Origin of the sequence: Phenylobacterium aquaticum (genome assembly GCF_022695515.1) — a bacterium.
In the GTDB taxonomy this organism is placed as follows: Bacteria; Pseudomonadota; Alphaproteobacteria; order Caulobacterales; family Caulobacteraceae; genus Phenylobacterium; species Phenylobacterium aquaticum.
Genome location: NZ_JALDPT010000013.1, coordinates 52559 through 77768, shown reverse-complemented (window position 1 = coordinate 77768; position 25210 = coordinate 52559). Strand labels below are relative to the sequence as shown.

Sequence of the window (25210 nt, the reverse complement as noted above, 5' to 3'; positions counted from 1 at the left end):
CGCGTCCCCGCCTAGCCTTGGCGCCATGAGTCTCAAGGACTGGATCAAGGGCCGCGTCGCGGCGTTCGACGCGGCGGCCCGGCCCTGGGCGCTCAGGTCCCGGCTTAACGCCTTCCTCTATGAGTTCCTGCTGTTCGGCCTGAAGCAGGCCTGGGCCTGCCTGTTCGGCGGGGCGATGGTCGCGGCCCTGATCGGCACGCATTTCTGGTGGCCGGCCGGGGCGGTCCTCTCACGCTATGATTTTCTGGTGGCCACGGGCCTGGGCCTGCAGATCCTCCTGCTGGCGACCAAGCTGGAGCGATGGGAGGAGGCCCTGGTCATCGCCATCTTCCACGTGGTCGGGACGGTGATGGAGGTGTTCAAGGTCTCACACGGCTCGTGGATCTATCCCGAAGCCTCGGTCCTGAGGATCGCCGGCGTGCCGCTGTTCTCGGGCTTCATGTACGGGGCGATCGGCAGCTATATCGCCCGGGCCTGGCGGCTGTTCGAGATCCGCTTCGAGCGTTATCCGCCGCTCTGGGCGCCCTGGGCGATCGCCGTGCTCAGCTATCTGAACTTCTTCACAGACCACTATGGCGTGGATCTGCGGCTGGGCCTGTTCGCCCTGTCGGTCGTGGTGTTCTGGGGGCGCTGGTTCCAGTTCACCCCGGACCTGAAGCCGCGCCGCATGCCCATGCTGATGGGCTTCGGCCTGGTCGCCCTGTTCATCTGGTTCGCCGAGAACGTCGGCACCTTCACCCGCACCTGGATCTATCCGGCCCAGGCCGACGGATGGACCATGGTCCCGCTGACGAAGCTGGGCTCCTGGTACCTCTTGATGATGCTGAGCTTTGTGCTGGTCAGCCTGGTCCACCGGCCGGAGCCGGCGGACCAGAGGCCGGACTAGCGGCGGTTCACGAAGTCGAGGAACCGCTGACGCAGGGTCGCGTCGGTCTTGAACACGCCGGTGAACTGGGTGGTGATGGTGGTGACGTGGCGGTGATGGACGCCGCGGGTCGTCATGCACTGGTGGGCCGCGTCGATCAGCACGGCGACGCCGGCCGGCCGCAGGCTGTCGGTGATCGCGTCGGCGATCTGCTGGGTCATGGTCTCCTGGGTCTGCAGCCGGCGGGCGAAGATCTCGACCACCTTGGCCAGCTTGGAGATGCCCACGACCCGGTTGGTCGGCATGTAGGCGACATAGGCCTTGCCCAGGAACGGCGCCATGTGGTGCTCGCAGTGGCTCTCGACCTCGATGTCGCGCAGCATGACGATGTCGTCATAGCCCTGCACGTCCTCGAAGGTGCGCGACAGCTCCTTGGCCGGATCGAGATTGTAGCCTTCGAACCATTCGGCATAGGCGTCCACGACCCGCTTGGGGGTGTCGATCACGCCTTCGCGTCGCGGGTCGTCGCCGGCCCAGGCGATCAGAGTGCGCACGGCCTCCATCGCTTCTTCGCGCGTCGGGCGCTTCACGGCGTCAAGATCAAGATCGGACACGCCGATCAGGGTTCGGTCGCGAGTAGGTGCGTCCATGTCGGTGAGGCTCTTTCCGGGCTGAGTTGCGCCGGGACGAAGGTCCCGGATTGACGCGTGCCACCCATCTACGTTGGCCGTTCGATCAGGGATGTGTCCCCCGTGGCCTAGCGTGTGGTCGAAATGTATATGGGACAGACGCACGCACCGGCAACCGTCACGCCACGTCAGTTTTCCTAAAGAGCCCTATGACCCTCAGTCTTTACGACACCATGGCCCGCGCCAAGCGGCCCTTCGTTCCCCACGATCCCAAGCGGGTGACGATGTATGTCTGTGGACCGACGGTCTATAATTTCGCCCATATCGGCAATGCGCGGCCTGTGGTCGCATTCGACGTTCTGTTCCGCCTGCTGCGCTTCCAGTACGGCCGCGAGGCGGTGATCTACGCCGCCAACGTCACCGACGTGGACGACAAGATCAACAAGAAGGCCGCCGAGGAAGGCGTGCCGATCTCGGTGATCACCGACCGCTATCTCGGCATCTATAACGCCGACATGTCGGTGCTGGGCGCCCTGCGCCCGACCCACCAGCCGCGCGCCACCCAGACCATGGACGCCATTGTCGAGATGATCGGCAAGCTGGTCGCCAATGGCTCGGCCTATGCGGCCGAGGGCCACGTGCTGTTCAACACCCAGTCCTACGCCGACTACGGCAAGCTGTCGGGCCACCCGATGGAGGACATGATCGCCGGCGCCCGCGTCGACGTCGCCCCCTATAAGCGCCACCCCGCCGACTTCGTGCTGTGGAAGCCGTCGAAGGACAACGAGCCCGTCTGGGACAGCCCCTGGGGGCCGGGCCGGCCGGGCTGGCACATCGAGTGCTCGGCCATGATCGAGCAGACGCTCGGCCTGCCGATCGACATTCATGGCGGCGGCATCGACCTCTTGTTCCCGCACCATGAGAACGAGATGGCCCAGGGCGTCTGCGCCCATGGCGACCATTCCGTCGGCTACGCCCGCTACTGGATGCACAACGGCTTCCTGAACATGGGCGACGAGAAGATGTCGAAGAGCCTGGGCAATGTCGCCCTGGTGCGCGACCTGCTCGCCCAGGCGCCCGGCGAGGCCCTGCGCTGGGCCCTGCTGGTCGGCCATTATCGCGCGCCGCTGGACTGGACCGGCGACCTGATCGCCCAGTCCAAGAAGGCGCTCGACCGGCTTTATGGCGCCCTGCGGCGCTCCTCGGAGGTGGTCGCCGCCGACACCGGGCCAAATCCGAAGTTCCTCGAGGCGCTCGAGGACGACCTCAACACCCCGGCCGCCATGGCCGAGCTGTTCGCCATGGCCACCGCGCTCGAGACCGCCAAGGGCGAGGGCCGCGCCCGGGCCAAGGGCGAGCTCCTGGCCTCGGCCCACCTGATGGGCTTCCTCAGCGGCGATCCCGAGGCCTGGTTCCAGGCCGGCGTGACGGATGATCTGCGCGAAAAGGTCGACGCTCTGATCGAGGAGCGGATCGCCGCCCGCGCGGCCAAGGACTGGCCGGCCGCCGACCGCATCCGCGACGCGCTCACCGCGCTGAACGTCGAGGTCATGGACGGACCGGCCGGGGCGACCTGGCGGATCAAGGAGTAGGGCCGATGGCGATCAAGCCTGGAGAGATGTTCAAGCCCTCCGCCGGCTTCGCCTTCGGCGGCGGTGGCGGCGGTGGCGCGCCTGCCGGCGGCGGCGGGGCCAAGATCGAGCACCGGATCGGGGTGAAGGCGCCGGCGCGTGTGCTGTGGAGCATCATCTCCGACCTGCCCCGCTGGTCGGAGTGGAACCCGATCTATCCAAAGGCGCAGGGCGAGATCCGCATCGGCTCGGTGCTCACCCTGACCCTGGCCCTGCCGGGCGAGGCGCACCGGACCATCCAGCCGGTGGTGCAGGACTGGGTGCCGGACGAACAGCTGCATTGGCGGCTGACCATGCTGGGCGGCCTGGTGAAGAACGTGCGGTTCATCGAGATCGAGAAGCTGTCGGAGGAGAACTCCATCCTCTCCAACGGCGAGATCTTCGGCGGGCTGATGGGCCCCTCCATCGCGCGGCGCATGCGCAAGTCGATCCGCAAGGGCTTCACCGAGATGGGCGAGATCCTGGCCGCGCGCGCGGAGGCCGCATGGCGCGCCGAGGCCGGCGACCCTACATCCCGCTCATGATCGACGACCTCTATTCGGCCAAGCTCCTCAAGCTGGCGGCGAACCTGCCGCACGCCGGGCGGCTGGCCGACCCGCAAGGGTCCTCGGAAAAGGTCTCCAAGCTCTGCGGCAGCCGGGTCGTGGTGGACGTGGCCCTGGACGACGGCCGGGTCAGCGCCTTCGCCCAGGACGTCAAGGCCTGCGCGCTCGGCCAGGCCTCGGCCTCGATCCTCGGAACCCATGTGCTGGGCGCCGATCTGGCCGAGATCGAGATGGCCCGCGACCAGTTCCGTGCTATGTTGAAGCAAGGCGCACCCGCGCCCTCTGGACGATTTGCGGACCTATCCATGCTCGCCCCGGTGAAGGACTATCCCGCCCGACACGCCTCCACGCTGCTCGCGTTCGAGGCCGCGGCGGACGCTGTCCGTCGCGCCATGGAGCGAACTAGCCGCGCCGGCGCGGCTTGATCCCTGATTCCACTCGGGATATTCGCGGCGACTGAATCGCAAGGCTGCGAGCCGGCATGACCCTCTACGAAACCTGCGTCAAAGGCGCCCATCGCGCCTACAAGCTGACGCTCTCGCCTCTGATCGGGCGCCAGTGCCGCTATATGCCGAGTTGTTCGGACTATGCGGTTGAGGTCCTGGTCAGTCACGGCCCCTGGCGCGGCGCCTGGCTCGCGGCGCACCGGCTGTGTCGATGCAATCCCTGGGGTGGTTCGGGCTATGACCCGCCGCCCCCGCCGCGCGGAGGACGCCCCTCCGCCCGGAAATGGACGTGTGAAACATGATCGATCTGATTTTCCCCGACGGCTCCAAGCGCCAGTTCGAAGATGGCGTGTCCGGCCGCGAGGTGGCCGCCTCCATCGCCAAGTCGCTGGAGAAGAAGGCCCTGCTCATCAAGCTGGACGGCCAGCTCTATGATCTCGACCGCGCCCTGCCGGGCGGGGGCAAGTTCGAGATCCTGACCCGGGAAAGCCCCGAGGCGCTGGAGACCATCCGCCACGACGCCAGCCACGTGATGGCCGAGGCCGTGCAGGAGCTGTTCCCCGGCACCCAGGTGACCATCGGTCCGGCGATCGAGGACGGCTTCTATTACGACTTCGCCCGCGAGACGCCCTTCAGCCTCGACGATCTGGCCAAGATCGAGCAGCGCATGAAGGAGATCGTCGATCGCGACGAGAAGATCGTGCGCGAGGTCTGGGACCGCGACGCGGCCATCGCCCACTTCAAGGAGATCGGCGAGGCCTACAAGGCCGAGATCATCACCGACCTGCCGGAAGGCGAGACGATCACGGTCTATCGTCAGGGCCAGTGGAAGGACCTGTGCCTGGGTCCGCACCTGCCCTCGACCAAGCATGTGGGCAAGGCCTTCAAGCTGACCAAGCTGGCCGGCGCCTATTGGCGCGGCGACCACCGCAACGCCCAGCTTCAGCGGATCTACGGCACCGCCTGGGCCAGCGAGGCCGACCTGGAGGCGCACCTGACGCGCCTGGAGGAGGCCGAGAAGCGCGACCACCGCAAGATCGGCCGGGCCATGGACCTCTTCCACCTGCAGGAAGAGGGCAAGGGGATGATCTTCTGGCACCCCAAGGGCTGGACCCTCTACCGCACGGTCGAGGCCTATATGCGCCGCCGCCTGGACGCCGACGGCTATGTCGAGGTCAAGGCGCCCCAGATCATGGATCGGGTGCTCTGGGAGCGTTCGGGCCACTGGGAGAAGTTCGGCCAGAACATGTTCACCTGCGAAACGACGGAAGGCGAGGTCCTGGCCGTTAAACCGATGAACTGTCCGGGGCACGTCCAGATCTTCAACCACGGTCAAAAGAGCTACCGCGACCTGCCGCTGCGCATGGCGGAGTTCGGCGCGTGCCACCGGTACGAGCCGTCCGGCGCCCTGCACGGCATCATGCGCCTGCGCGCCTTCACCCAGGACGACGCCCACATCTTCTGCCGCGAGGACCAGATCGAGGCGGAATCCACCAAGTTCATCCGCCTGCTGGAAAGCGTCTACGCCGACTGCGGGCTGGAGCTGCATGCGGTGAAGCTGGCCCTGCGCCCCGAACTGCGCTTCGGCTCCGACGAAGTGTGGGACGAAGCCGAGGCCAAGCTTGAGCGCGCGGCCATCGCCGCCGGATGCACGGACGTCGAGCACCTGCCCGGCGAAGGCGCCTTCTATGGCCCGAAGCTGGAATTCCACCTGCGCGACGCCATCGGCCGCACCTGGCAGTGCGGCACGCTTCAGCTCGACTATGTGCTGCCGGAGCGCCTGGACGCCGAATATGTGGCCGAGGACGGCTCCAAGCAGCGGCCGGTCATGCTGCACCGGGCGATCTGCGGCTCGATGGAGCGCTTCCTGGGCGTGATGATCGAGAACTTCGCCGGGGCCTTCCCCCTGTGGCTCGCGCCGACCCAGGTGGTCGTGGCCACAATTACGTCCGACGCCGACGACTATGCTCAGAAGGTCGCCCAGACCCTGCGTGCGCAGGGCCTGCGCGTCGAGGTTGATCTTCGCAACGAGAAGATCAATTACAAGGTCCGCGAGCACAGCCTGGCCAAGACTCCGGTCATCGCCGTGGTCGGGCGACGCGAGGCCGAGGAGGGTAATGTGGCTTTGCGCAGACTGGGCTCCGACGGCCAATCCGTGCTTTCGCTCGCCCAGGCCGCGAAGACCCTTGCCACCGAAGCTTCACCGCCTGATGTTGCCCGTGGCGTCGCGGGGGCGGCGGCCGCTTCGGTCTCGACTTCGGCTGAGGCCATGGAGGCTGGATGAACGGCATAGCCGCACCGATCGTCGCCTACGAGCCCGCGCCGACGCTCAGTTTCATTGCGCCGCGCCGCAAGGTCTCGGTGGTGATGGTGGTCTATATGACCGGCGAGGCGCTCGAGGAGAGCGTCGCCTGCGTGTTGGCCGACCCGCTGGTCGATGAATTCGTCATCGTCGACAACGGATCGAGCTGCGCCGAGGCGACGCGTCTCAAGGGGGTCGCCGAGCGCGACCGCCGGGTGGTGCTGATCGTCGGCCAGGGCAATGTCGGATTCGCGCGGGGCGCGAATCTCGGCGCCCGCCGGGCCAGCGGCGACATCCTGATCTTCCTCAATCCGGACGCCTTCCTGCAGCCGGGCTGCATCACCTCGCTCTCCGAGGCGATCGAGGCGCGGCCCGTGCCCTGCATCGTCGGCGGCCGGGTGCTGAACGAGGACCGCACCGAACAGCGTGGCGCCCGTCGCGGCGACATCACCCCGATCAGCGCCCTGATGAGCCTGAGCCATCTGGCCCAGCGGGTGCCCGCCTGGCGCCGCTACGAGGTGCACTGGGAGACCGACGCCCCGCCGGAAGGCGTGGCCGCCATCCCGACCATTTCCGGGGCCTGCTTCTGCATGCGCCGCGAGGATTTCGAGGCCGTCGACGGTTTCGACGAAGGCTATTTCCTGCATGTCGAGGACGTCGACCTGTGCTGGCGCGTGCGCCAGGCGGGCGGCATGGTCCTGTTCCAGCCCCAGGCCGAGGTGATCCACCTGGGCCACACCAGCCGCGCCAGCCCGATCCGGGTGGAGTTCCACAAGGGCGTGGGCCTCGCCCGCTATTTCCGCAAGCGCGCCGAGACCATCTCCCAGACCCTGCTGGCCTGGATCCTCTCGCCGATCATCGTCTGCACCGCCGTGGTCCGCCCCGTCATGTGGCGCATGCGCCGCCGGGCGGCCTGAGCCTCAGTGCAGCTTTAGGCGGCCGGCGACCCGCTGCTGCAGCAGCCGGGCCAGGGCCAGCACCACCGTCTTGCCGACGCCCAGGATCGCCCGGTGATGATCCAGGTGCAGGGACATATAGGCCCACTTGGCGATCAGGCCCTCCACGAAGAAGTTCGGGCCCCCCAGTCCGCCCATCAGGGCGCCGACCCCCTTGTTCTCCCCCAGGGACACCAGCGACCCGAAGTCGCGATAGACATAAGCCGCCTCGACCCGTCTCTGTTCGAGCCGGGCGGTGAGCGCCTTGGCCAGATAGCTGGCCTCCTGGTGGGCCGCCTGGGCGCGGGCCGGGACGGCGCGGCCGTCCTTCCAGGGACAGGCGGCGCAGTCGCCCATGGCCCAGATGTCGGCCGCTGGGGTCTCCAGGCGCTCATTGACCACGAACTGGTTGATCCGGTTCACCGGCAGGCCGAACCCCGCATTGGCCATGGCCGCCTTGATGCCGGCGGCCCAGACGATCAGGTCGGCGACCACGTCGCCCTGGCTGGTCTCCAGCCGGTCGCGCCGCACGGCCAGCACCTTGGCGTCGGTGCGCACCCGCACGCCCTTGCGCTCCAGGGCCACCGTGGCCTGGTCCGAGATCTTCTCGGGCAGGCCGCCCAGGATCCGCGGCGCGGCCTCGACGATGGTGATGTCCAGGCGGAACCGCTGCTCGGCGCCGATGCTCTGCAACAGCTCGCGGTGCGCCTCGACCAGCTCCGCCGACAGCTCGACCCCGGTCGCGCCGCCGCCGACGATCGCCACGGACATGGTGCGGTCCGGCGAGAACGAGGCCTTCATGAAGGCGGCCAGCAGGCGGGTGTGGAACGCCTCGGCGTCGCCGGTGGTCTCCAGCAGATGGGCCTGGTCGGCGCCGGGGGTGTCGAACAGGTTCGAGCCGCTGCCGACGGCCAGCACGCCCCAGGTGAAGGTCACGGTCCGCTCGGGCGCCAGCACCTGGCCGTCCGGCGCGGTGATCGGCTTGAGGGTCAGGCGCTTGGCCGCCGTGTCCAGGCCGGTCATCTCGCCCAGCATGAAGCTGAAGTGGTTGCGGCGGCCCAGGATCGAATAGGACAGCCCCTCCTGGTGGGCGTCCAGCGTGCCGGCCGCCACCTCGTGCAGGGTGGGCTTCCAGATGTGGAAGCCGAACCGGTCGATCAGCAGCACCCGCTCGCGGCCCTTGCGCGGGCCCAGTCTGCGGCCAAGCCGCGCCGCCAGTTCCAACCCGCCTGCGCCGCCGCCCACGATAACAATGTCGTAGTGCATGGGCTGCGGCCCTCCTCAGGCCGGAACGGGAAACCCGCCGGCCTTGCTGACCGCGGCGCTGGGCGGCTTGCCCAGGAGGCCCGACATCCATTTGGCCGTCGAGATCAGGGCGGCCAGGTCATAGCCGGTCTCGTATCCGGCCCGCTCCAGCATATAGACCAGATCCTCGGTGCCGATATTGCCGGTGGCGTCGGGGGCGAAGGGACAGCCGCCCAGGCCGCCGCAGCTGGCGTCCAGCACGTCGACCCCGGCCTCGATCCCGGCATAGGCGTTGGCCAGGCCGGTGTTGCGGGTGTCGTGGAAATGCAGGCGCAGCCGGGTGTCGCCCACCGCCTTGCGGACCGCCTCCACCCGACGACGCACCATCCAGGGATCGGCCACGCCGATGGTGTCGGCGAGCGCGATCTCGGCGATGTTCAGGGCCGCGGCCTCCCGCGCCAGGGCCACCACGCGGTCCTCGGCGACTTCACCGTCGAAGGGGCAGCCGAAGGCGACCGACAGGGTGGCGGTGATCGGCGGGCCGCCCTCGGCGTCGCGTCGGGCGGCGATCTCTGCCAGGGCGGTCATCTGTTCGGCGGTCGAGGCGCCCTGGTTGCGGATGCCGAAGCCGTCGGTGGCGCAGACCACCACATTAGCCTCGTCGCACCCCGCCGCGACGGCCCGCTCCCAGCCGCGCATGTTCAGGACCAGGCCGATGCGCCCGCCGGTGGGCTGGCCCGAGAGGTCGGCCATGACCTCTTCCGCCCCGGCCATCTGCGGCACGCGCTTGGGATTGACGAAGGAGACGGTCTCGATCCGCCGGGCGCCGGCGGCCTCCAGCCTGCGGATGAAGTCGAGCTTCTGGCCGACGTCCAGCGGCGTCTTCTCGTTCTGCAGCCCGTCGCGGGGGCCGACTTCGACGATCTGGATGAACCGGCTCATGGCGGGGACTCCTGCGGCGGGGCGTAGATTCGCAAGGTGGTCTTGTCGCCGTTGGAGTAGTCAAGCCCGCTGACCTGGCCGACCAGGCGGGGGCGGACGTTCAGGGTCTTCAGGGCGGCCTCGAAGGCCACCTGTTCGCGGGCCTCGACCACGGCCGGGCGATTGTCGGCGAGCGCGTCGGCGGCCTCGATGGGCCCCTCCAGATCGGTGGTGGTGCCGACCCCGAACACCAGGCTGGGCTCGGCGTAGCCGGCCACGGCGACCGGGCCGGCGGTGATCCCCTGGCGCGGCAGAAGACGTTCGCGGGCCAGGACGGCCTCGACGCGGCGGGACAGCCAAAGCGGCTCAAGGCGGGGGGCGAGACCGGCGACCAGCATCCCATGTCCGACCAGTCCCAGCCCCAGGGCGGCGGTCAGGGCCGTCAGGGCGGGTCCCCGCACCAGCAGCACCGCCCCGACGATCCCGGCGCTGGCCAGCAGGGCGGCCGACAGCACGGCGGCGGGCAGGTCGGTCGGGTCGCCGTACTGGCGATAGAGATAGATGGCGCCGACGCCCAGGAGCACCCCGGCGAAGGCGGCCAGGGCGGCGCCCGCGACCCGCAGTCTCGGACCGAGCTGGTGTTGGGTCGCCGTCGCGGCCGCCAGCCAGGCGAGCGCCCCATAGGCGGGCAGGGTGTAATGGACGAGCTTGGTCGGCATCAGCTCGAAGACCAGCCAGGACGGGACCAGCCAGCACAGGGCGAAGCGGACGCCCGGCTCGTCGCGTCGCCGCCAGGCCGCGGCCAGGGCGGCCGGCAGAATCAGGGTGGCCGGGAAGAACAGCAGGATGGCGGCGATGGTGTGATAGCCCGGCGCGGCGCCGTGCGATTCCTGACCGCCCGCCAGCTTGGGGGCCAGGTCGCCGCCGATCGCCGCGCTCCAGAACCCGCCGTCCGTGGCCACGGTCACCGCCCAGGCCCAGGGCCCGACCACGGCGAGGAACAACAGCGAGCCCCAGGCCCAGCCCAGATCCTTCAGCCAGCCGGCCTTGCGGTCCCAGGCCCAGAGGCTGAGCGCGGTCAGGGCCACGACCATCAGGCCCACCGGCCCCTTGTCCAGGGTCGCGACCGACAGGCCCAGCCAGAACAGCAGCCGGGTCAGCCGGCCCGAGGGCGGCCCGCCCTGGGCGCTGGCGTAGATCCGCGCCAGGGCGGCGATGGCCAGCGTCGTGGTCCCGCACAGGACCGCGTCGGTCTTGGCGATGAAGGCCTCGGTGGACAACAGGAAGGTCGCGCCGAGGGTCGCGCCGGCGATCAGGCCGGTGGCCGAGCCGAAGAAGGCCGCGGCCCCCCAGGCGCAGGCCGCCGCGGCCAGCATCGCGCCCAGCAGCGAGGGGATGCGATAGGCCCAGATCTCCCGCGCCGCCGGGTCGGAGAAGGCCGCGACGCTGGCGGACTGCAGCCAGTGGATGCCTACCGGCTTCTTGAACCGCGGCTGATCCTGGTAGCGGATGACGACGAAGTCCTCCTGCTCCAGCATCTGGGCCGTCGCCTGGGCGAAGCGCGACTCGTCGCGGTCCAGGGGCGGCACGGCGAACACGCCGGGGAGACCCGCGGCGAAGGCGATGAGGGCGGCAAGCGCCGGTCCGCGCCAACCGCGGCTCCAACGCTCGATCAAGGCTTCCAGACTCATGTCTCCTTGATAGCACGATCCTTTCGCGCGCCCGCGTTTCCGCTATTAGGAGCCATGGCCAAGACGCCCACCGCACATTCCGACCCCGCTCCGGACATCTCTGTCGTCGTTCCCGTGTTCGACGAGGAGGGCGCCGCGCCCGATCTCGCCCGGGAAATCGCCCGCGCTTTCGCCGGCCGGCGCTACGAGATGATCTTCGTCGACGACCACAGCCGCGACGGCACGGTCGCCGCCCTGAAGGCGCTGGAGCCGGAGCTGCCGGCGCTCCGGGTGCTGAAGCACCGCAAGAATTCGGGACAGAGCCGGGCGATCCGCAGCGGGATCCTGGCCGCGCGCGGGGCGGTGATCGTCACCCTGGACGGCGACGGCCAGAATGACCCGGCCGACGGGCCCCAGCTGGTCGACGCCCTGCTGGCGGGCCCGCCCGAACTCGCCCTGGTCGGCGGCGAGCGGGTCAAGCGCCAGGACAGCCAGGCCAAGAAGCTGGCCTCGAAATTCGGCAACGGGGTCCGCAAGCGCCTGCTGCACGACACCGCCAACGACACCGGCTGCGGGCTCAAGGCCTTCCGCCGCGAGGCCTTCCTGCGGCTGCCCTATTTCGATCACATCCACCGCTACATCCCGGCCCTGATGCTGCGCGAGGGCTACAAGGTCGACTTCCGGCCTGTGAACCATCGCCACCGCCAGACCGGCCAGTCGAAATACACCAATCTCGGCCGGCTCTGGGCCTCGCTGTCGGACCTGATGGGGGTGATGTGGCTGCAGTCGCGGGCCCGCAATCCCGGCGGCGCCGACGAGGTCTGAGCCCGGCCGCGCCCGTCTCGGTTGCGGACGCTTCACCTGTTCCGGCAAAGCGGTTAACCCTTAGGATCGCCGGACTGGTCCGGCGCAAGGGGGCTTGCCGATGTTCGCCGCGTTTCCGCTGCTGGCCCTGCCGGTGCTCGTCTACAATCTGATCGCGCTCACCCTGTCGGGCGGGTTCCGGTCGGTGGACGCCAACGCCCGCATGACCGAGCAGCTGTTCAGCCTGCGCATGACCAGTCAGGTCGAATGGCCGGTGAGCCTGGGCGACCTGCTGCTGGCCGCCTCGCTCGTCGTGCTGTTCATCGAGCTGCTGAAATCCACCACCAGCCGGCGGATCGCCATCATCAACCACTCGCTGTCGATGATCCTGTTCATCGTCTGCCTGGTGGAGTTCCTGCTGGCGCCGGCCTTCGCCACCTCGACCTTCTTCCTGCTCACCATCATGGTGCTGCTGGACGTGCTGGCCGGCTTCATCGTCACCATCGTCTCGGCGCGCGCGACGTGGACTTCCATCCGGACGCGCCCTAAGGCCGCCCGACGGCCTCAGGTCAGGATCGTGAAGATCAGGGTGACCACGGCCACGTCGAAAATCTTGATGGCGATCGAGGTCATGATCTGTCCCGTTTGCGATGGTTACCTCCCCATCAAGCAAGACCGGCGCCACGGCGCGGGATGCGGAATCTGAATCGTGGCCCTGTTCTTTGACCGCCCCTGGTTCGAGGCCCGGATGGCCGAACGCGGCCTCACCGCGGCCGTCCTGGCAGCCGCCGCGGGCCTGAGCGAGGCGGACCTCGCCCTGGTGTTCAAGGACCAGAGGGAAGTTTCAGCCCGGGAGGTGGAGGTTTTCGCCGAGCTCCTGGGCGAATCTCCCGCCGAGGTCGCCCGGCAGGCCGGCGTCTCCACCCCTGTCCCCGGCCAGGACCCGCTCGCCCGCATCGCCGCGCTCGAGCGCCGCGTCGCGACGCTCGAGGCGGAAATCGTCAGGCTTCGGTCAGGGGCAGCATCTTCTGCATGAACCATCGCGGGAACATCGGGGCCGGGCCGTCGATCTGGCCGAACACCGCAAAGCCGTGACGTTCATAGAAGGCTCGCGCCTGGAAGGCGTAGGTGTCCAGCCACATGTGCCGGCAGCCCCGCGCCTGGGCCTCTGCCTCGCCCCTGGCCAGGAGCTCGCTCCCCAGGCCCTGGCCGCGGAACCCCTCCGGCGCGACCAGCAGGCCGACATAGAAGGAGCCCCACAGGGACAGGGCCCAAAGTCCGCCCAGCACCTCGGGCGCGTCCCGCGACCGGATGGTCAGGGCGAAGGGAATCCCTTGAGCGTCGCCCACGGCGGCCTGGTTGAACTGCAGCAAGGGCGCCCAGATGGGCATGTAGGCGTCGTCAGGCCGCTCGGCCTGTTCGATGATCAAGGTCATGGTGTTTTCCGAGAAGGGCGCGGCGCGCCCGGCGCAGCCGCAGGGTCAGGCGGGCGCAAAGCCGCGACGGCGGGCCGGGCCCGCCGGGATCAGCGTCTCGCGCGACAGCGCGGGCTCAGACGGCGACGAAACCCTTCATGAGCGTGAGGCTAGGCGCGGCCGCATCGGCGCGCAACCGAGGTTCAGATCTCGGTCTTCTGCACGCCGCCCTTGCGGGCGCGGCGGTCGGCGGCGCCGGACCATTCGGTGCGCACATAGGCGCTCTTGGCGGCGCCCAGCGTCTCGGGTCCGCCGCGCAGGCCGCGCCTCTGGCCGTCCTGGCCGATCAGATGGGCGGAGAAGGCGGCCGGGCCGGCCGCCTGGCGCTCGGGGCCGGGCTTGGTGACCGGGCCGACCGGGACCGGCAGGCTGCGGTCCTCGGCCTCGAAGACCTCCTCGGTCTCGTCCGCGTCCGGCCGGCGCGTGTGGCGCAGGCGCTGGGCTCTCCGGATGGGATCGATGGGCGAGGTCATGACCTTTCGATCCTGCCCCACCCTTCGTTAAAAAGCCCTCAGCGCTTGGAGGCGAGCCGCTCGATCTGGGCCTGCATCTCTTCCATCTGCTTCTTCAGGTCCGACAGGGCGTCGCCGGCGGCCGGCGCCGGGTCGGGCGCCTTGGGCTGGGCGCCGTCGTCCGGCCGCGCGAAGCTGAAGGGCGAGAACATCTTCATGGCCCGGTCGAACATCGCCAGGTTCTGGCGGATCTGTTCGTCATAGGTCCCCATGCCGGCGCCGGGCGCCAGGGCCGCGAACTGGGTCCGCATCCGCTCCTGCTGCTCGGCGAAGGTCGCCAGCGACAGCTCCAGATAGCTGGGCAGGAAGGCCTGCATCGAATTGCCGTAGAACCCGATCAGTTGCCGCAGGAACTGAATCGGCAACAGGTTCTGGCCCTCCCGGCTCTCCTCTTCGAAGATGATCTGGGTGAGGACCGACCGTGTGATGTCCTCGTTGGTCTTGGCGTCATAGACGACAAAATTGACGCCTTGCTTGACCATGTCCGAGAGGTGCTCAAGCGTCACATAGGAACTGGAGGCGGTGTTGTAGAGCCGCCTGTTCGCATACTTCTTGATGACCACCCGGTCGTCTTTACCCGTGCCGTCCTTGACGTCAGCCATTCCGCACCCTTTCGGGGTCGATCCCCTCGCCGACCCTCGTTATCGCATTGCAGTATCGCGGATGCGAGGGCGTTCGCAAAGCACAGGCGATTGAACCCAGAGAGATTTCTTCCCCTTGCCCTTATGGGGCGGGTTCTCGATAGATAGTCGCCTTAAGCCTGAAGGAGCTCCGTCATGACCGACGTCGTCATCGTCTCGGCCGCCCGCACCCCGGTCGGCTCGTTCAACGGGGCCCTGTCGGGCCTGCCCGCGCACGAGCTGGGCAAGGTCGCCATCCTCGCCGCCGTGGAACGGGCCGGCATCAAGGTCGGCGACGTGCAGGAAGTCATCATGGGCCAGGTGCTGCAGGCCGGCGCCGGCCAGGGCCCGGCCCGCCAGGCGGCGGTCAACGCCGGCATCCCGGTGGAGAGCCCGGCCTGGAGCCTGAACCAGCTCTGCGGCTCCGGCCTGCGGGCCGTGGCGCTCGGCGCCCAGCAGATCGCCGACGGCTCGGCCGCGGTGGTCGTGGCGGGCGGCCAGGAAAGCATGAGCCAGTCGCCCCACGCCGCCCAGCTGCGCTCGGGCGTGAAGATGGGCGACATGACCTTCGTCGACACCATGACCAAGGACGGCCTGCTCGACGCCTTCCACGGCTATCACATGGGCCAGACCGCCGAGAACATCGCCTCGCGCTGGCAGATCACCCGCGCCGAACAGGACGAGTTCGCCGTCGCCAGCCAGAACAAGGCCGAGGCCGCCCAGAAGGCCGGCAAGTTCGCCGGCGAGATCGCCCCGGTCACCATCAAGGGCCGCAAGGGCGACGTGGTCGTCGACCAGGACGAATACATCCGCCACGGCGCGACCCTCGAAAGCGTCTCGGGCCTGCGCCCGGCCTTCAACAAGGAAGGCTCGGTCACCGCCGCCAACGCCTCGGGCCTCAATGACGGCGCCGCCGCCCTGGTGCTGATGAGCGCCGACGAGGCCAAGGCCCGCGGCCTCACCCCGCTCGTCCGCATCGCCTCCTGGGCCTCGGCCGGGGTGGACCCGGAGATCATGGGCACCGGCCCGATCCCGGCCAGCCGCAAGGCGCTGGAAAAGGCCGGCTGGTCGGTCGGCGACCTCGACCTGATCGAATCCAACGAAGCCTTCGCCGCCCAGTCGATCTGCGTCGTCCGCGACCTGGGTCTCGACCCGGCCAAGGTCAATGTGAACGGCGGCGCCATCGCCATCGGCCACCCGATCGGCGCGTCCGGCGCGCGCATCCTCACCACCCTTATCCACGAGATGAAGCGCTCGGGCGCCAAGAAGGGTCTGGCGACCCTCTGCGTCGGCGGCGGCATGGGCGTGGCCATGTGCGTGGAATCGATCTGACACGAGCCTCGGGACGACCGCCGGATCAACCGGCGGCGGCCGCAACACGAAATGGGAGAGACCAATGGCCAGAGTGGCGTTCGTCACCGGCGGGACACGCGGCATCGGCCGCGCCATCTGCGAGCGGCTCAAGGCCGACGGCATGCATGTGGCGGCGGGCTATTCCGGCAATGAGGAAGCCGCCGCGGCCTGCGCCAAGGAGCTGGGCGTCATGGTCGTGAAGGGCAATGTCGGCAATTACGACGACTGCGCCCGCGCCGCCCAGGCGGTGGCCGCGGAGTTCGGACCGATCGACGTGCTGGTCAACAATGCGGGGATCACCCGCGACGGCGTCTTCCACCGGATGTCGCCCGAGCAGTGGTCCGACGTGATCCGGGTCAATATGGACTCGGTCTTCAATATGACCCGTCAGGTCATCGAGGGCATGCGCGAACGCGAATGGGGCCGGATCATCAACATCTCGTCCATCAACGGCCAGAAGGGCCAGATGGGCCAGACCAACTATTCGGCCGCCAAGGCCGGGGTGATCGGCTTCACCAAGGCGCTCGCCCTGGAGAACGCCAAGAAGGGCGTGACCGTGAACTGCGTCTGCCCGGGCTATATCGACACCGAGATGGTGCAGGCCGTGCCGGAGAACGTGCTTGCCTCGATCATCGGCCAGATCCCGGTGGGCCGTCTCGGCCGCGGCGAGGAAATCGCCGACATGGTGGCGTTCCTGGCGGGCGAACATGCCGGCTATGTGACGGGATCGACCCTGTCGCTGAACGGCGGACAGTACATGGCCGGTTAAGGGTCAAAAATGCGCCCCAGTCCGGGGGCATCAGTTCGATCCAGATGACCGGTTCCAAGTTCCCCTGCATTTCGGCGTTCGCCGCGACCCTGGCCGTCGCGGCGTTCGTCGGTCTGGCCGGCCCCGCCCAGGCGGGCGCCGCGGACATCCTGCGCGAGGGGTTGTTCGGTCTCCATCCGACGGCGCCGGATCGGGCGCCGACCCTGCCGATCGCCCGCTATGTCTCGCAGGAAGGCGACACCTTCGTGCTGGACCGCAGCCAGCCGCGGCCGCTGCTCAAGTTCGACGACAGTCCCGAGGTCTGGGCGCTCCGGCCCCAGCTCGCCCCGCGCGGCGACGTGCTCTATCTCAATGACCTGGGTGAGCCGGTGCTGCGCGCGACGCGCCTGGGCGGCCTGACCCTGTTCACCGAGGAGCGGCCGGGCGGCTCCGCCGCGGCCCTGGCCGGGGGCGGCCCGCCGCTGCGCCTGCCGCAGATGGGCCCGCAGCAACTGCTGGAGCGCTTGGCCCAGGCCAGCGCCAAGGCCAGCCACGCGGCCCGCCGGCTGATCCCCTTCGACGCCGACGCCAGCCCCGCCTCGTTCTCGCTGATGGCCGACGCCGCGACCATCGCCGCCGAGGCCGTCGCCCGCCTGGCCCGCCGCCCCGACGCCAAGATCGCGCTCGGCCGGTTCAGCAAGGTGCGCCTCGTCGAGGGACGCAAGGCCTCGGCCGACCTTCAGCAGGGGGTGATGCAGATCACCATCGCCCCGTCCGAGGGCCTGGCCGCCGGCCGTCCAGCGACCGCATCATCTCGGCGGTCGCCTCCCACTAGATCTCGGGCGTCTCAGCCCCTGAAGGCGTCCTTGGCGGCCCGAACGGCGCCGAAGGCCTCATGCGCCGGCATGCCGGGACGCAGCAGGGGCGCGCGCAGGAAGGGGTTGGTGGCCTTCTCGACCCCGATGGTGGTGGGCACGGTCGCCTCGCCGCGCTCGCGGGCGGCGAAGATCTGCTCGGCCCGGGCCTTCAGGGCCGGGTCGTCATCCACCGACAGGGCGAAGCGGGCGTTGGAGGCGGTGTATTCGTGGGCGCAATAGACCCGGGTGTCGTCGGGCAGGGCGGCCAGGCGCTGCAGGCTCGCCCACATCTGGTCGGCCGTGCCCTCGAACATCCGCCCGCAGCCAAGCGCGAACAGGGTGTCGCCGACGAAGGCGACATGATCGGCCGCATCGTAATAGGCCACGTGGCCCAGGGTGTGGCCGCCGGTCTCGATAACCTGGAAGCGGGTCTCGCCCAGCTCGACCACATCGCCGCCGGCCACCTTGCGGTCGACCGGGGTCAGGCGCTCGATCTCGGCCGGCCCGATCGCGATCGCGCCGGTCGCCGCCTTGATCTCGGCGTTGCCGCCGGCATGGTCCTGGTGCCAGTGGGTGTTGAGGATCAGGGCGAGCTTCCAGCCCGTGTCCTGCAGGGCCTTGAGGATCGGCCCCGCCTCGGGGGTGTCCACGCAGGCGGCCAGGCCGGTGGCGTCGTCGCGCACCAGGAAGCCGTAATTGTCCGACAGGCAGGGGAACTGGTGGACGGTGATCGACATGGGGGCCTCTGAATCCGGTGCGCCTTCCGCATCTAGGCGCCGCAGGGGCGCAAGTCGAGGTCGCGTTAACGCCTGACAGGGCTTAACTGATAGGCGATGCGCCGCGACGTCCTCGAGCTTCGTCAGTTCTACGCCTCCGCCCTCGGCCGCGCGGCCCGCGAGATGACGGCGCGCAAGGTGGTCGAGGCCTGGGGCGACGCCCATGGGCTGGACGTCCTGGGCCTGGGCTACGCCACGCCCTTCATCGGCGCCCTGCGGCCCGCCGCCCGCCGGGTGGTGGCGGCCATGCCCGCCCAGCAGGGGGTGGAGCTGTGGCCCGCCGACGGCGCCAACCTCGCCTGCCTGACGCCCGAGGACGCCCTGCCGTTCCGCAACGCCATGTTCGACCGCATCCTGGCGGTCCATGCGGTGGAGGAGAGCCCCGATCCGCTGGCCCTGATGCGGGAGGTCTGGCGGGTGCTGGCGCCCACCGGCCGTGTGGTGGTGGTGGTCGCCGCCCGCAACGGCGCCTGGGCCAACGCCGAGGCCACCCCCTTCGGTCACGGCCGGCCCTACAGCCGCCGGCAATTGGCCGAGCTGCTGCGCGAGGCGGAGCTGGAGCCCTCCGGCTGGACCCGCGCCCTCTATGTGCCGCCGGCCAATTTCATGGCCGGGTGGGCGGAAGGCTTCGAACAGGCCGGCTCGCGCCTGTGGCCCGGCTTCTCCGGCCTGCTGCTGATGGAGGCGGTGAAACAGACCTTCGCGGTGAAGCCGCGGGCGGCGCGGGTGCGCGTCCAGGCCGCGCGTCCCGCCCTCAATCCCCTGCCGGCCGGCCGGGCGCCCGTTTCTAAGGCGCCGGCTCCCGCTGCGACGTCGAACCTCTTGGAGAGCTCGACGGATCGCCCTAGCCTGATTTCCCGGACGCTCTAGCTGGAGACCTCCCATGAAAATGATCGTCGCCGTTATCAAGCCCAGCCGCCTCGACGCGGTTCTGGAGGCGGTCACCGAGGCCGGGGCCTCGGGCCTGACGGTCACGGAGGTGCGCGGCTATGGCCGTCAGCGGGGCAAGACCGAGGTCTATCGCGGCGCCGAATACGAGGTGAAGCTGCTGCCCAAGGTCAAGCTTGAGATCGCCGTGCCCGACGACATCGCCGACGCCGTCATCGAGGCTGTGGCCCGCACCGCCAACACCGGCAAGATCGGCGACGGAAAGGTGTTCGTGCTGGATCTGGAAAAGGCCCTGCGCATCCGCACTGGCGATCTGGACGCCGCCGCCATCGCCGGCTGAGCCGGTTCAGCCCAGCAGAATGCCGTGATGCGCCTCGAGGGGCAGCTGGACCGGCGCCGCGAGGTCGTGGATCGGCGTATCCGCCGACGCGCCCGCCAGGTGGGCCGAGCTCGCCGTCAGGCCTGAGGCGCCGGGCCCGGCCACCATCACATAGACGTCCTCGCGTCCGTCGCCGTCCAGGTCGATCCCCACCCGCACGCCGGGGGTCTCGGCGGTGTGGCCCAGGATCGTGGCGTCGTGCAGGCCGCTCAGCACGTCCTTGGTCGCCGTCACGCTGACGATCACCGCCGCCGCCCCGTTGGCGAAGACCAGGTGGTCTCCCGCCCCGAAGTCGAGGATCACCCCGTCGGAGGTCGCGCCGCCGGCGGCCATGGACTTGTCGAAGGCGGCGCTGAAGCCGGCCTGGCTTCCGGTCCTGCCGGACAGGACGAAGGTGTCCGCGCCGGGCCCGCCGCGCGCCACCACGCCGGCGGCCATCTCGATGCGGTCATTGCCGCCCCGGCCTTCCAGCAGGTCGATGCGGCCGGCGCCGATCCCGCCGCCCGACAGGGTGTCCGCCCCGGTCCCGCCGATCAGGTGGTCGGCGCCCGGTCCGCCGGTCAGCACCAGCCCCGCGACCTCGGGATGGGCCGGCTGCGGCGCCTGGGCGACGGCCAGTTGCGGGGCTGCGGCCGCGGCCAGGGCGACGACCGAGCCGGTCGCCGGCGCGCGAGGGCCCTCGTCCGGCTGAGTGTCGCCCAGGTCCCGGCGATGAACTTCCGCCGGCGAATCGTCCGCGCGGGCGACCTGGTCGGGCCTCATCTCCGGCGCATGGGCGTCCGGGGCATGGGGGGCGGCCCCGTGGGTCGGGTCCTGCGGCGGCGCGCCGGCCGGGTCGGGTTCGAAGCCGAGGTCGTGGCCGCCATGGGCCGCCGCCATCTGGCCGTCATGAATGGCCTGCCTCACGAAGACCGCCGCCATGATCAACGCCAGCAGGGCCTGGGCCTGGCGCAGATCCAGCGGAATGACCGTGCTGCCGTCCTTCCAGGCCTGGCCCAGCAGCCGGGCCATGGCGCTCCATAGGCTGTCGGTCTCCTGCACCGCGTCGATCGCCGCGTCGTGGATCACGAAGGCGCCGTCGATCCGGGCGATGTGGATCAGGACCTCGTCCTCGTCGTCCTGGATCACGCACCAGGGGTCGCCCTGGTCGGACACGCCATAGGCGGCCTTCACCCGGGTCCCGCGCGCCGCCAGCCGCTCGGCCAGCTCGCCCAGGCGCGCGCGTTCGCCCGACGTCCAGTCGCCGTCAGGCGGTTTGGGGACGAACGGGACGATGTTGCTCATGCGCTGGCGCGCTCCCCCTCGGGCGTCGGGTCGGGAGTCTCGCCGAACAGCAGGCGATATAGTTCGGGTTCGTAGTGGCGCAACAGGGTGCGCGCAAACGCGCTCTCCTCCAGCCCGACGGCCTTGGCCCAGGCCCCCTGGGCCTCGATCGGCACCCGGCCCAGGCCGCTCTCCACCTGGCTGACGAAGGTGTAATAGCGCAGCCCCACCTGCTCGGCGAGTTCGGCCTGGGTCAGGCCCGCGGCCTCCCGCGCGGCCTTCAGCCAGCGGCCGGCCGCCTGTCTCAGGCTCTTGGTCGCCGCCGCGCGAACCGGGTCCACAGCACTGCGGGGCATGCTCGCTCGCTCCTTCTCCGCGGGGCGGCTTGCGAACCGGCCCGAGGCTGATATACAGTAATTACTGAACTGATAGTCGCTGCACGATTAAAACGTCGTGACAGCCGAAACATAGACGGAAATCCATGATCCGCCACCCCTTTCGTTCCGGACCCTCCATGCAGCTTCGCCTTCTCCTCCTCGCCGCGGCTCCCCCCTATGTCTGACCGCGACGGGCGCATATGCCGAGACGGCGATCTCCACGGCGGTGACGACGCCCCTCGCCACCGCCACGGCGGCCAGCGGGTCCGCGGACGATCTGAGGGTGACGACCGCCGGCTCGGTGAAGCTCACCAGCGGGACGGCCGTCACCCTCAACTCCGACAACAAGGTCACGGTCGAGGGCGCGCTCGCGATCCAGGACGCCAACAACGCCGTGGGGATCGCCGTCCAGGGCGGGCGGACCGGCGAGGTGAAGCTCACCGGCTCGATCGTCATCGACGAGTCCACGGTGCTCAAGGACACCGACAATGACGGGGACCTCGACGGGCCCTTCGCGACGGGCTCGGGCCGCTTCGGGATCCGGGTCACCGGCGCACCGGCCTTCCACGGATCGATCCTGAGCACGGGGACCATCACCCTCGAGGGCAATGACTCCGCCGCCATCTCGCTGGAGGCCCCGGTCGACGGCTCGGTGAAGTCGGGCGGCGCGGTCAGCGTCTCCGGTGATCGCAGCTACGGCCTGCATGCGGCCAAGTCGGTGGGCGGCGACGTCAGCATCACAGCCGGCGTCACGGTCCAGGGCAAGGATTCGGTCGCCGTCGCCCTGGATGATACGGTCGGCGGCCGGCTGCTGATCGACGCCGCGGTCAGCGCCACCGGCTTCCGCTACACCAGCCGGCCGGCTGATGCGGCCGTCGCCAAGCTGGACGCCGACGACCTTCTGACCGGCGGACCGGCGGTGCGCATCGCCGGCGACGTGAAGGGCGGGGTGCTGATCGACGCGCCCCCCGCCGACCTCGATCCCAAGGACCCCGACGAGGACAAGGACGGGATTCCCGACGCCCAGGAACTGACCGGCACGGTCGCCTCCTACGGGTCGGCGCCGGCCCTGCGGATCGGGTCCGACAGCCATGCGGTGACCATCGGGGCGCCGATCGGCGTGGAGTCCTTCGGCCTCGACGTGCGCGGCGTGGTCCAGGGTCAGGGGATCTATGACGGCTATTCGGCCACGGCGATCCAGCTCGGCGGCCTGGGCCAGGCGGTGGTCGTCCAGGGCGGCGTGCGGGTCTCGGGCCAGGTCCTCGCCGGCGCGTCCAAGGCCGACGCCACCGCCCTGCGCCTGGCCGCCGGCGCCCAGACGCCCAGCCTGACCAACACCGGGGCCATCAAGGCCCAGTCGGCGTCGCCGGACGCCGTTACGGTCCAGGCCGTGCGGCTGGAGGCCGGGGCCAGCCTGCCGGCCGTGCTCAACAGCGGGACCATCTCGGCCGCGGTATCCGGCGCCAAGGGGAACGCCACGGCGATCTATGACGGCTCGGGCTCGCTGCGCACCCTGACCAACACCGGTCTGATAAGCGCCACGGTCACGCCGACCGACGGCTCGGCGGCGACCGGCCGGGCGATCGCCCTGGACCTGCGGGCCAATAGCGCGGGCGTCACGGTGCGCCAGTCGGCCAACGCCTCGACCAGCGTCACCCCGACGATCACCGGCGACGTGCTGTTCGGGTCCGGCGCGGCCCGGCTGGAGCTGACGGCCGGACGGCTCGACGGCGCCGTGGCCTTCGGCGGCGGGGCCGACGCCCTGGTGATCGACGGCGGCGCGCGGATGACCGGCGCGCTCACCGACGCCGGCGGCGGCCTGACGGTGGACGTGACCAAGGGCCGGCTGACGGCGACCAACCCCCAGAGCGTGGGGCTGACCAGCCTCAATCTCGGTGCGGCGGGCGAGCTGATGATGACGGTCGATCCGACCGCCAACGCCAACACCCGCTTCGACGTCGCCGGGGCGGCCAACATCGCCACGGGCGCCAAGATCGGCCTGCGCCTGACCTCCAAGCTGACCGAGGCGCACAGCTACACCCTGATCAAGGCCGGCGCGCTCACCGCCGGGACCCTCGACCAGAGCCTGCTGGGTTCGACCCCCTGGCTCTACCAGGCGACCTTGCGGGTCGATCAGCCGCAGAACGCCGTGGTCGCCGACGTCCGCCGCCGCACGGCCAAGGAGGCGGGGCTCAACAGCGCCGAGGCCCAGGCCTATGAGGCGGTGTTCGCCAATTTCGACCGCGACGCCGGCGTGCGCGACGCCCTGCTGGGCAAGACCGAAGGCGCATCTTTCGCCAAGCTCTACGACCAGTTCCTGCCTGACCACGCGGGCGGCCTGTTCCAGGTGATGGCGGCCGGCGCCCAGGCGGCCGGCCGGGCCACCGACCAGGACGCCCCGCGCCTGACGGGCGACGGCCTGCGCGGCTGGACCCAGGAGATCGCCTTCATCGTCCGTCGCGATCTCGACCGGGCCTCCAGCTATGACGGGACCGGCTTCGGCGTCGCCGGCGGGGTGGAGACCCCGCCGACCGACCTGGGGGTGCTCGGCCTGCAGACCAGCTTCCTGGGGGTGAACGTCGACGAGAAGGGCTCGGCGGCCGCGGAATCCCTCGACGGATCCCTGGCCCAGGTCGGCGCCTATTGGCGCGGCGGCGACGCGAACCTGACGGCGGCCGTCTCGATCAATGGCGGCTACGCCTGGATGAAGAGCTCGCGCGCCGTCTCCGACGCCGGGGCCGGGCTGCAGCGCCTGGCCAAGTCGGACTGGCATGGGACCAGCCTGGCCGCCCACGCCGATCTCGGCTGGCGGTTCGACGCCGGCGCGGTCTTCGCGCGGCCGGAGGTCACGGTCGACTATTTCCGGCTCCGCGAGGACGGCCGCCAGGAGCATGGCGGCGGCTCGGCCATCGACCTGAAGATCGATGACCGGACGGGCGAGCAGCTTGCCGCCTTCGCGGGCGTCACCCTGGGCGGCCGGTGGGGCGGGGAGAGCGCCTTCGCCTGGACCCCGGAGCTGACGCTCGGCTGGCGTCAGGTGTCCGGCGACGGGGCGGGCGTCACGACCGCCCGCTTCGTCGCCGGCGGCCCGGCCTTCTCCATCGCCGCGCCGGACCTGTCGGGCGGCGGCGGGGTGGCCCGCATCGCCCTGCGCGCCCAGGGCGAATATGTCGACCTCACGGTCGAGGCCGGGGGCGAGATGCGCGACGGCTATGAGACCTATGACGCCCGGGTCGCGGCGCGCCTGGTGTTCTAGGCCATGGGCGGTCCGGAGGTGCTCTCCGGCCTGGCGGCGATCGCGCTGGGCGTGGCCGATCTCTGCCGCCAGGGCGCGACAGAGGGCTGGCTGAGACTGTCGGCGGTGATGGCCTTTTTGGGCCTAGCTGTCGCCATCGGCCTGGGCGTCGCCGACTGGCGGGCCGTGGCCGAGACGCCGCTGGTGGTGATCGCCTGCATGGGCCTGGCCGAGCTCGCCCTGGCCTGGGCGGACGTCCGTCGCCTGCGCGGCCTGCCGCCGCCGTCCTGGCTGGCGTGAGCGGGGGGCCTGGACTAGGGGTTGGAAAACCCAGGAGGAGACGCCCTTGAAGATCCAGCCCTTCCTCATGTTCCAGAACGGCCAGTGCCAGGCCGCGCTCGACCTCTATGTGTCCCTGATCCCCGGCGCCCAGGTGCTGGAAATCGCGCATTTCCCGGAGGGCCAGGGCGCGCCGGCGATCATGCGCGCCGTGCTGAGCCTCGGCGGCCAGACCGTGATCTGCAATGACAGCCCGGTGAAGCACGCCTTCGACTTCACCCCGTCCTTCTCGCTGTTCGTGGACTGCGAGACCGAGGCCGAGGTCGACCGACTGGCGGCGGCCCTGGGGGAGGGCGGCTCGGTCCTGATGCCGGTGGGCGACTATGGCTTCAGCCGCCGGTTCGCCTGGGTCTCCGACCGCTTCGGAGTCTCCTGGCAGATCAACCTGCCCTGAC

Annotated in this window: 26 protein-coding genes and 2 pseudogenes; 18 read left to right on the top strand and 10 right to left on the bottom strand. The window is 70.0% G+C overall.

Annotated features, from left to right (window positions below):
* Positions 1-25 precede the first annotated feature (25 nt).
* Positions 26-886, top strand: a complete 861-nt coding sequence (locus MQH10_RS11545; protein ID WP_242564203.1) for a DUF817 domain-containing protein — start codon at positions 26-28, stop codon at positions 884-886.
* Here MQH10_RS11545 and folE read toward each other — a convergent pair.
* Entirely contained in the window at positions 883-1515 is a 633-nt protein-coding gene (gene folE / locus MQH10_RS11540) for a GTP cyclohydrolase I FolE (protein ID WP_242564202.1), read from the bottom strand. The two genes, MQH10_RS11545 and folE, sit on opposite strands and share 4 nt — an antisense overlap.
* A gap of 188 nt (positions 1516-1703) precedes the next feature.
* Here folE and cysS point away from each other — a divergent pair, with 188 nt between their 5' ends.
* From cysS to MQH10_RS11510, 6 genes are read left to right on the top strand one after another with little or no spacing between them, the layout of a single operon-like run.
* Positions 1704-3086 (top strand): cysteine--tRNA ligase, encoded by a 1383-nt coding sequence (gene cysS / locus MQH10_RS11535; RefSeq protein ID WP_242564201.1) that lies wholly within the window; start codon positions 1704-1706, stop codon positions 3084-3086.
* Between the two features lie 5 nt (positions 3087-3091).
* Positions 3092-3649, top strand: coding sequence for an SRPBCC domain-containing protein (locus MQH10_RS11530; RefSeq protein WP_242564200.1), 558 nt, complete (start codon positions 3092-3094; stop codon positions 3647-3649).
* Positions 3646-4095 (top strand): iron-sulfur cluster assembly scaffold protein, encoded by a 450-nt coding sequence (locus MQH10_RS11525; RefSeq protein WP_242564253.1) that lies wholly within the window; start codon positions 3646-3648, stop codon positions 4093-4095. The genes MQH10_RS11530 and MQH10_RS11525 overlap by 4 nt, the downstream gene beginning before the upstream one ends.
* Before the next feature lie 56 nt (positions 4096-4151).
* A complete protein-coding gene (gene yidD, locus MQH10_RS11520) occupies positions 4152-4418 on the top strand; it encodes a membrane protein insertion efficiency factor YidD (protein WP_242564199.1) in 267 nt (88 codons plus the stop codon).
* Entirely contained in the window at positions 4415-6400 is a 1986-nt protein-coding gene (gene thrS / locus MQH10_RS11515; protein WP_242564198.1) for a threonine--tRNA ligase, read from the top strand. The genes yidD and thrS overlap by 4 nt, the downstream gene beginning before the upstream one ends.
* Positions 6397-7335 carry a glycosyltransferase family 2 protein gene (locus MQH10_RS11510; protein ID WP_242564197.1) on the top strand — a complete coding sequence of 313 codons (939 nt, stop codon included), beginning with the start codon at positions 6397-6399 and terminating at the stop codon, positions 7333-7335. Before thrS ends, MQH10_RS11510 begins: the two co-directional genes overlap by 4 nt.
* 3 nt (positions 7336-7338) lie before the next feature.
* Here MQH10_RS11510 and MQH10_RS11505 read toward each other — a convergent pair whose 3' ends face one another.
* Genes MQH10_RS11505 through MQH10_RS11495 form a run of 3 tightly spaced genes read right to left on the bottom strand, consistent with a single transcriptional unit; the run spans position 7339 to position 11210 of the window.
* Positions 7339-8619: an NAD(P)/FAD-dependent oxidoreductase gene (locus tag MQH10_RS11505; RefSeq protein ID WP_242564196.1), complete on the bottom strand. Its 1281-nt coding sequence runs from the start codon at positions 8617-8619 to the stop codon at positions 7339-7341.
* Positions 8620-8634: 15 nt separating this feature from the next.
* Positions 8635-9540, bottom strand: coding sequence for a hydroxymethylglutaryl-CoA lyase (locus MQH10_RS11500; protein ID WP_242564195.1), 906 nt, complete (start codon positions 9538-9540; stop codon positions 8635-8637).
* Positions 9537-11210 carry an ArnT family glycosyltransferase gene (locus MQH10_RS11495; protein WP_242564194.1) on the bottom strand — a complete coding sequence of 558 codons (1674 nt, stop codon included), beginning with the start codon at positions 11208-11210 and terminating at the stop codon, positions 9537-9539. The genes MQH10_RS11500 and MQH10_RS11495 overlap by 4 nt, the downstream gene beginning before the upstream one ends.
* 54 nt (positions 11211-11264) lie before the next feature.
* On the opposite strand from MQH10_RS11495, the gene MQH10_RS11490 reads away from it, so the two are divergent.
* The 3 genes and pseudogenes from MQH10_RS11490 to MQH10_RS11480 all read left to right on the top strand — a co-directional run bounded on the left by MQH10_RS11490 (position 11265) and on the right by MQH10_RS11480 (position 13029).
* Positions 11265-12014, top strand: a complete 750-nt coding sequence (locus tag MQH10_RS11490; RefSeq protein ID WP_242564193.1) for a glycosyltransferase family 2 protein — start codon at positions 11265-11267, stop codon at positions 12012-12014.
* 100 nt (positions 12015-12114) lie between these two features.
* A pseudogene (locus tag MQH10_RS11485) lies at positions 12115-12542 on the top strand (hypothetical protein).
* 160 nt (positions 12543-12702) lie between these two features.
* Positions 12703-13029 carry a helix-turn-helix domain-containing protein gene (locus MQH10_RS11480; RefSeq protein WP_242564192.1) on the top strand — a complete coding sequence of 109 codons (327 nt, stop codon included), beginning with the start codon at positions 12703-12705 and terminating at the stop codon, positions 13027-13029.
* Here the strand turns inward: MQH10_RS11480 and MQH10_RS11475 are convergent.
* From MQH10_RS11475 to phaR, 3 genes are all read right to left on the bottom strand, one after another.
* Entirely contained in the window at positions 12995-13429 is a 435-nt protein-coding gene (locus MQH10_RS11475) for a GNAT family N-acetyltransferase (RefSeq protein WP_242564191.1), read from the bottom strand. The two genes, MQH10_RS11480 and MQH10_RS11475, sit on opposite strands and share 35 nt — an antisense overlap.
* A gap of 182 nt (positions 13430-13611) precedes the next feature.
* Complete coding sequence (locus MQH10_RS11470; RefSeq protein WP_242564190.1) at positions 13612-13941, bottom strand: hypothetical protein; 330 nt, start codon at positions 13939-13941, stop codon at positions 13612-13614.
* Between the two features lie 38 nt (positions 13942-13979).
* Positions 13980-14582, bottom strand: a complete 603-nt coding sequence (gene phaR, locus MQH10_RS11465) for a polyhydroxyalkanoate synthesis repressor PhaR (protein WP_242564189.1) — start codon at positions 14580-14582, stop codon at positions 13980-13982.
* 174 nt (positions 14583-14756) lie between these two features.
* On the opposite strand from phaR, the gene MQH10_RS11460 reads away from it, so the two are divergent.
* The 3 genes and pseudogenes from MQH10_RS11460 to MQH10_RS11450 all read left to right on the top strand — a co-directional run.
* Positions 14757-15932, top strand: a complete 1176-nt coding sequence (locus tag MQH10_RS11460; RefSeq protein ID WP_242564188.1) for an acetyl-CoA C-acetyltransferase — start codon at positions 14757-14759, stop codon at positions 15930-15932.
* A 64-nt stretch (positions 15933-15996) separates the two neighbouring features.
* Positions 15997-16722, top strand: coding sequence for an acetoacetyl-CoA reductase (gene phbB, locus MQH10_RS11455; protein ID WP_242564187.1), 726 nt, complete (start codon positions 15997-15999; stop codon positions 16720-16722).
* 44 nt (positions 16723-16766) lie between these two features.
* Positions 16767-17447 (top strand): annotated as a pseudogene (locus MQH10_RS11450) (DUF4908 domain-containing protein); the annotation flags it as partial.
* A gap of 101 nt (positions 17448-17548) precedes the next feature.
* Here MQH10_RS11450 and gloB read toward each other — a convergent pair.
* Positions 17549-18295, bottom strand: coding sequence for a hydroxyacylglutathione hydrolase (gene gloB, locus MQH10_RS11445; protein WP_242564186.1), 747 nt, complete (start codon positions 18293-18295; stop codon positions 17549-17551).
* A gap of 96 nt (positions 18296-18391) precedes the next feature.
* On the opposite strand from gloB, the gene MQH10_RS11440 reads away from it, so the two are divergent.
* On the top strand, positions 18392-19204 hold the full coding sequence (locus MQH10_RS11440; protein WP_242564185.1) for a class I SAM-dependent methyltransferase: 813 nt from the start codon (positions 18392-18394) through the stop codon (positions 19202-19204).
* 13 nt (positions 19205-19217) lie between these two features.
* Positions 19218-19562 (top strand): P-II family nitrogen regulator, encoded by a 345-nt coding sequence (locus MQH10_RS11435; protein WP_242564184.1) that lies wholly within the window; start codon positions 19218-19220, stop codon positions 19560-19562.
* A 6-nt stretch (positions 19563-19568) separates the two neighbouring features.
* Here MQH10_RS11435 and MQH10_RS11430 read toward each other — a convergent pair whose 3' ends face one another.
* Both MQH10_RS11430 and MQH10_RS11425 read right to left on the bottom strand, forming a co-directional pair.
* Positions 19569-20885 carry a calcium-binding protein gene (locus tag MQH10_RS11430; protein WP_242564183.1) on the bottom strand — a complete coding sequence of 439 codons (1317 nt, stop codon included), beginning with the start codon at positions 20883-20885 and terminating at the stop codon, positions 19569-19571.
* On the bottom strand, positions 20882-21220 hold the full coding sequence (locus MQH10_RS11425; protein WP_242564182.1) for a helix-turn-helix domain-containing protein: 339 nt from the start codon (positions 21218-21220) through the stop codon (positions 20882-20884). Before MQH10_RS11425 ends, MQH10_RS11430 begins: the two co-directional genes overlap by 4 nt.
* 247 nt (positions 21221-21467) lie before the next feature.
* Between MQH10_RS11425 and MQH10_RS26820 the strand changes: the two genes are divergently transcribed.
* The 3 genes from MQH10_RS26820 to MQH10_RS11410 are packed head-to-tail and all read left to right on the top strand — an operon-like array spanning position 21468 to position 25209.
* Complete coding sequence (locus MQH10_RS26820) at positions 21468-24497, top strand: autotransporter outer membrane beta-barrel domain-containing protein (RefSeq protein ID WP_242564181.1); 3030 nt, start codon at positions 21468-21470, stop codon at positions 24495-24497.
* A 3-nt stretch (positions 24498-24500) separates the two neighbouring features.
* Positions 24501-24776, top strand: a complete 276-nt coding sequence (locus tag MQH10_RS11415; protein ID WP_242564180.1) for a hypothetical protein — start codon at positions 24501-24503, stop codon at positions 24774-24776.
* A 46-nt stretch (positions 24777-24822) separates the two neighbouring features.
* Positions 24823-25209 carry a VOC family protein gene (locus MQH10_RS11410; RefSeq protein WP_242564179.1) on the top strand — a complete coding sequence of 129 codons (387 nt, stop codon included), beginning with the start codon at positions 24823-24825 and terminating at the stop codon, positions 25207-25209.
* Position 25210 lies beyond the last annotated feature (1 nt).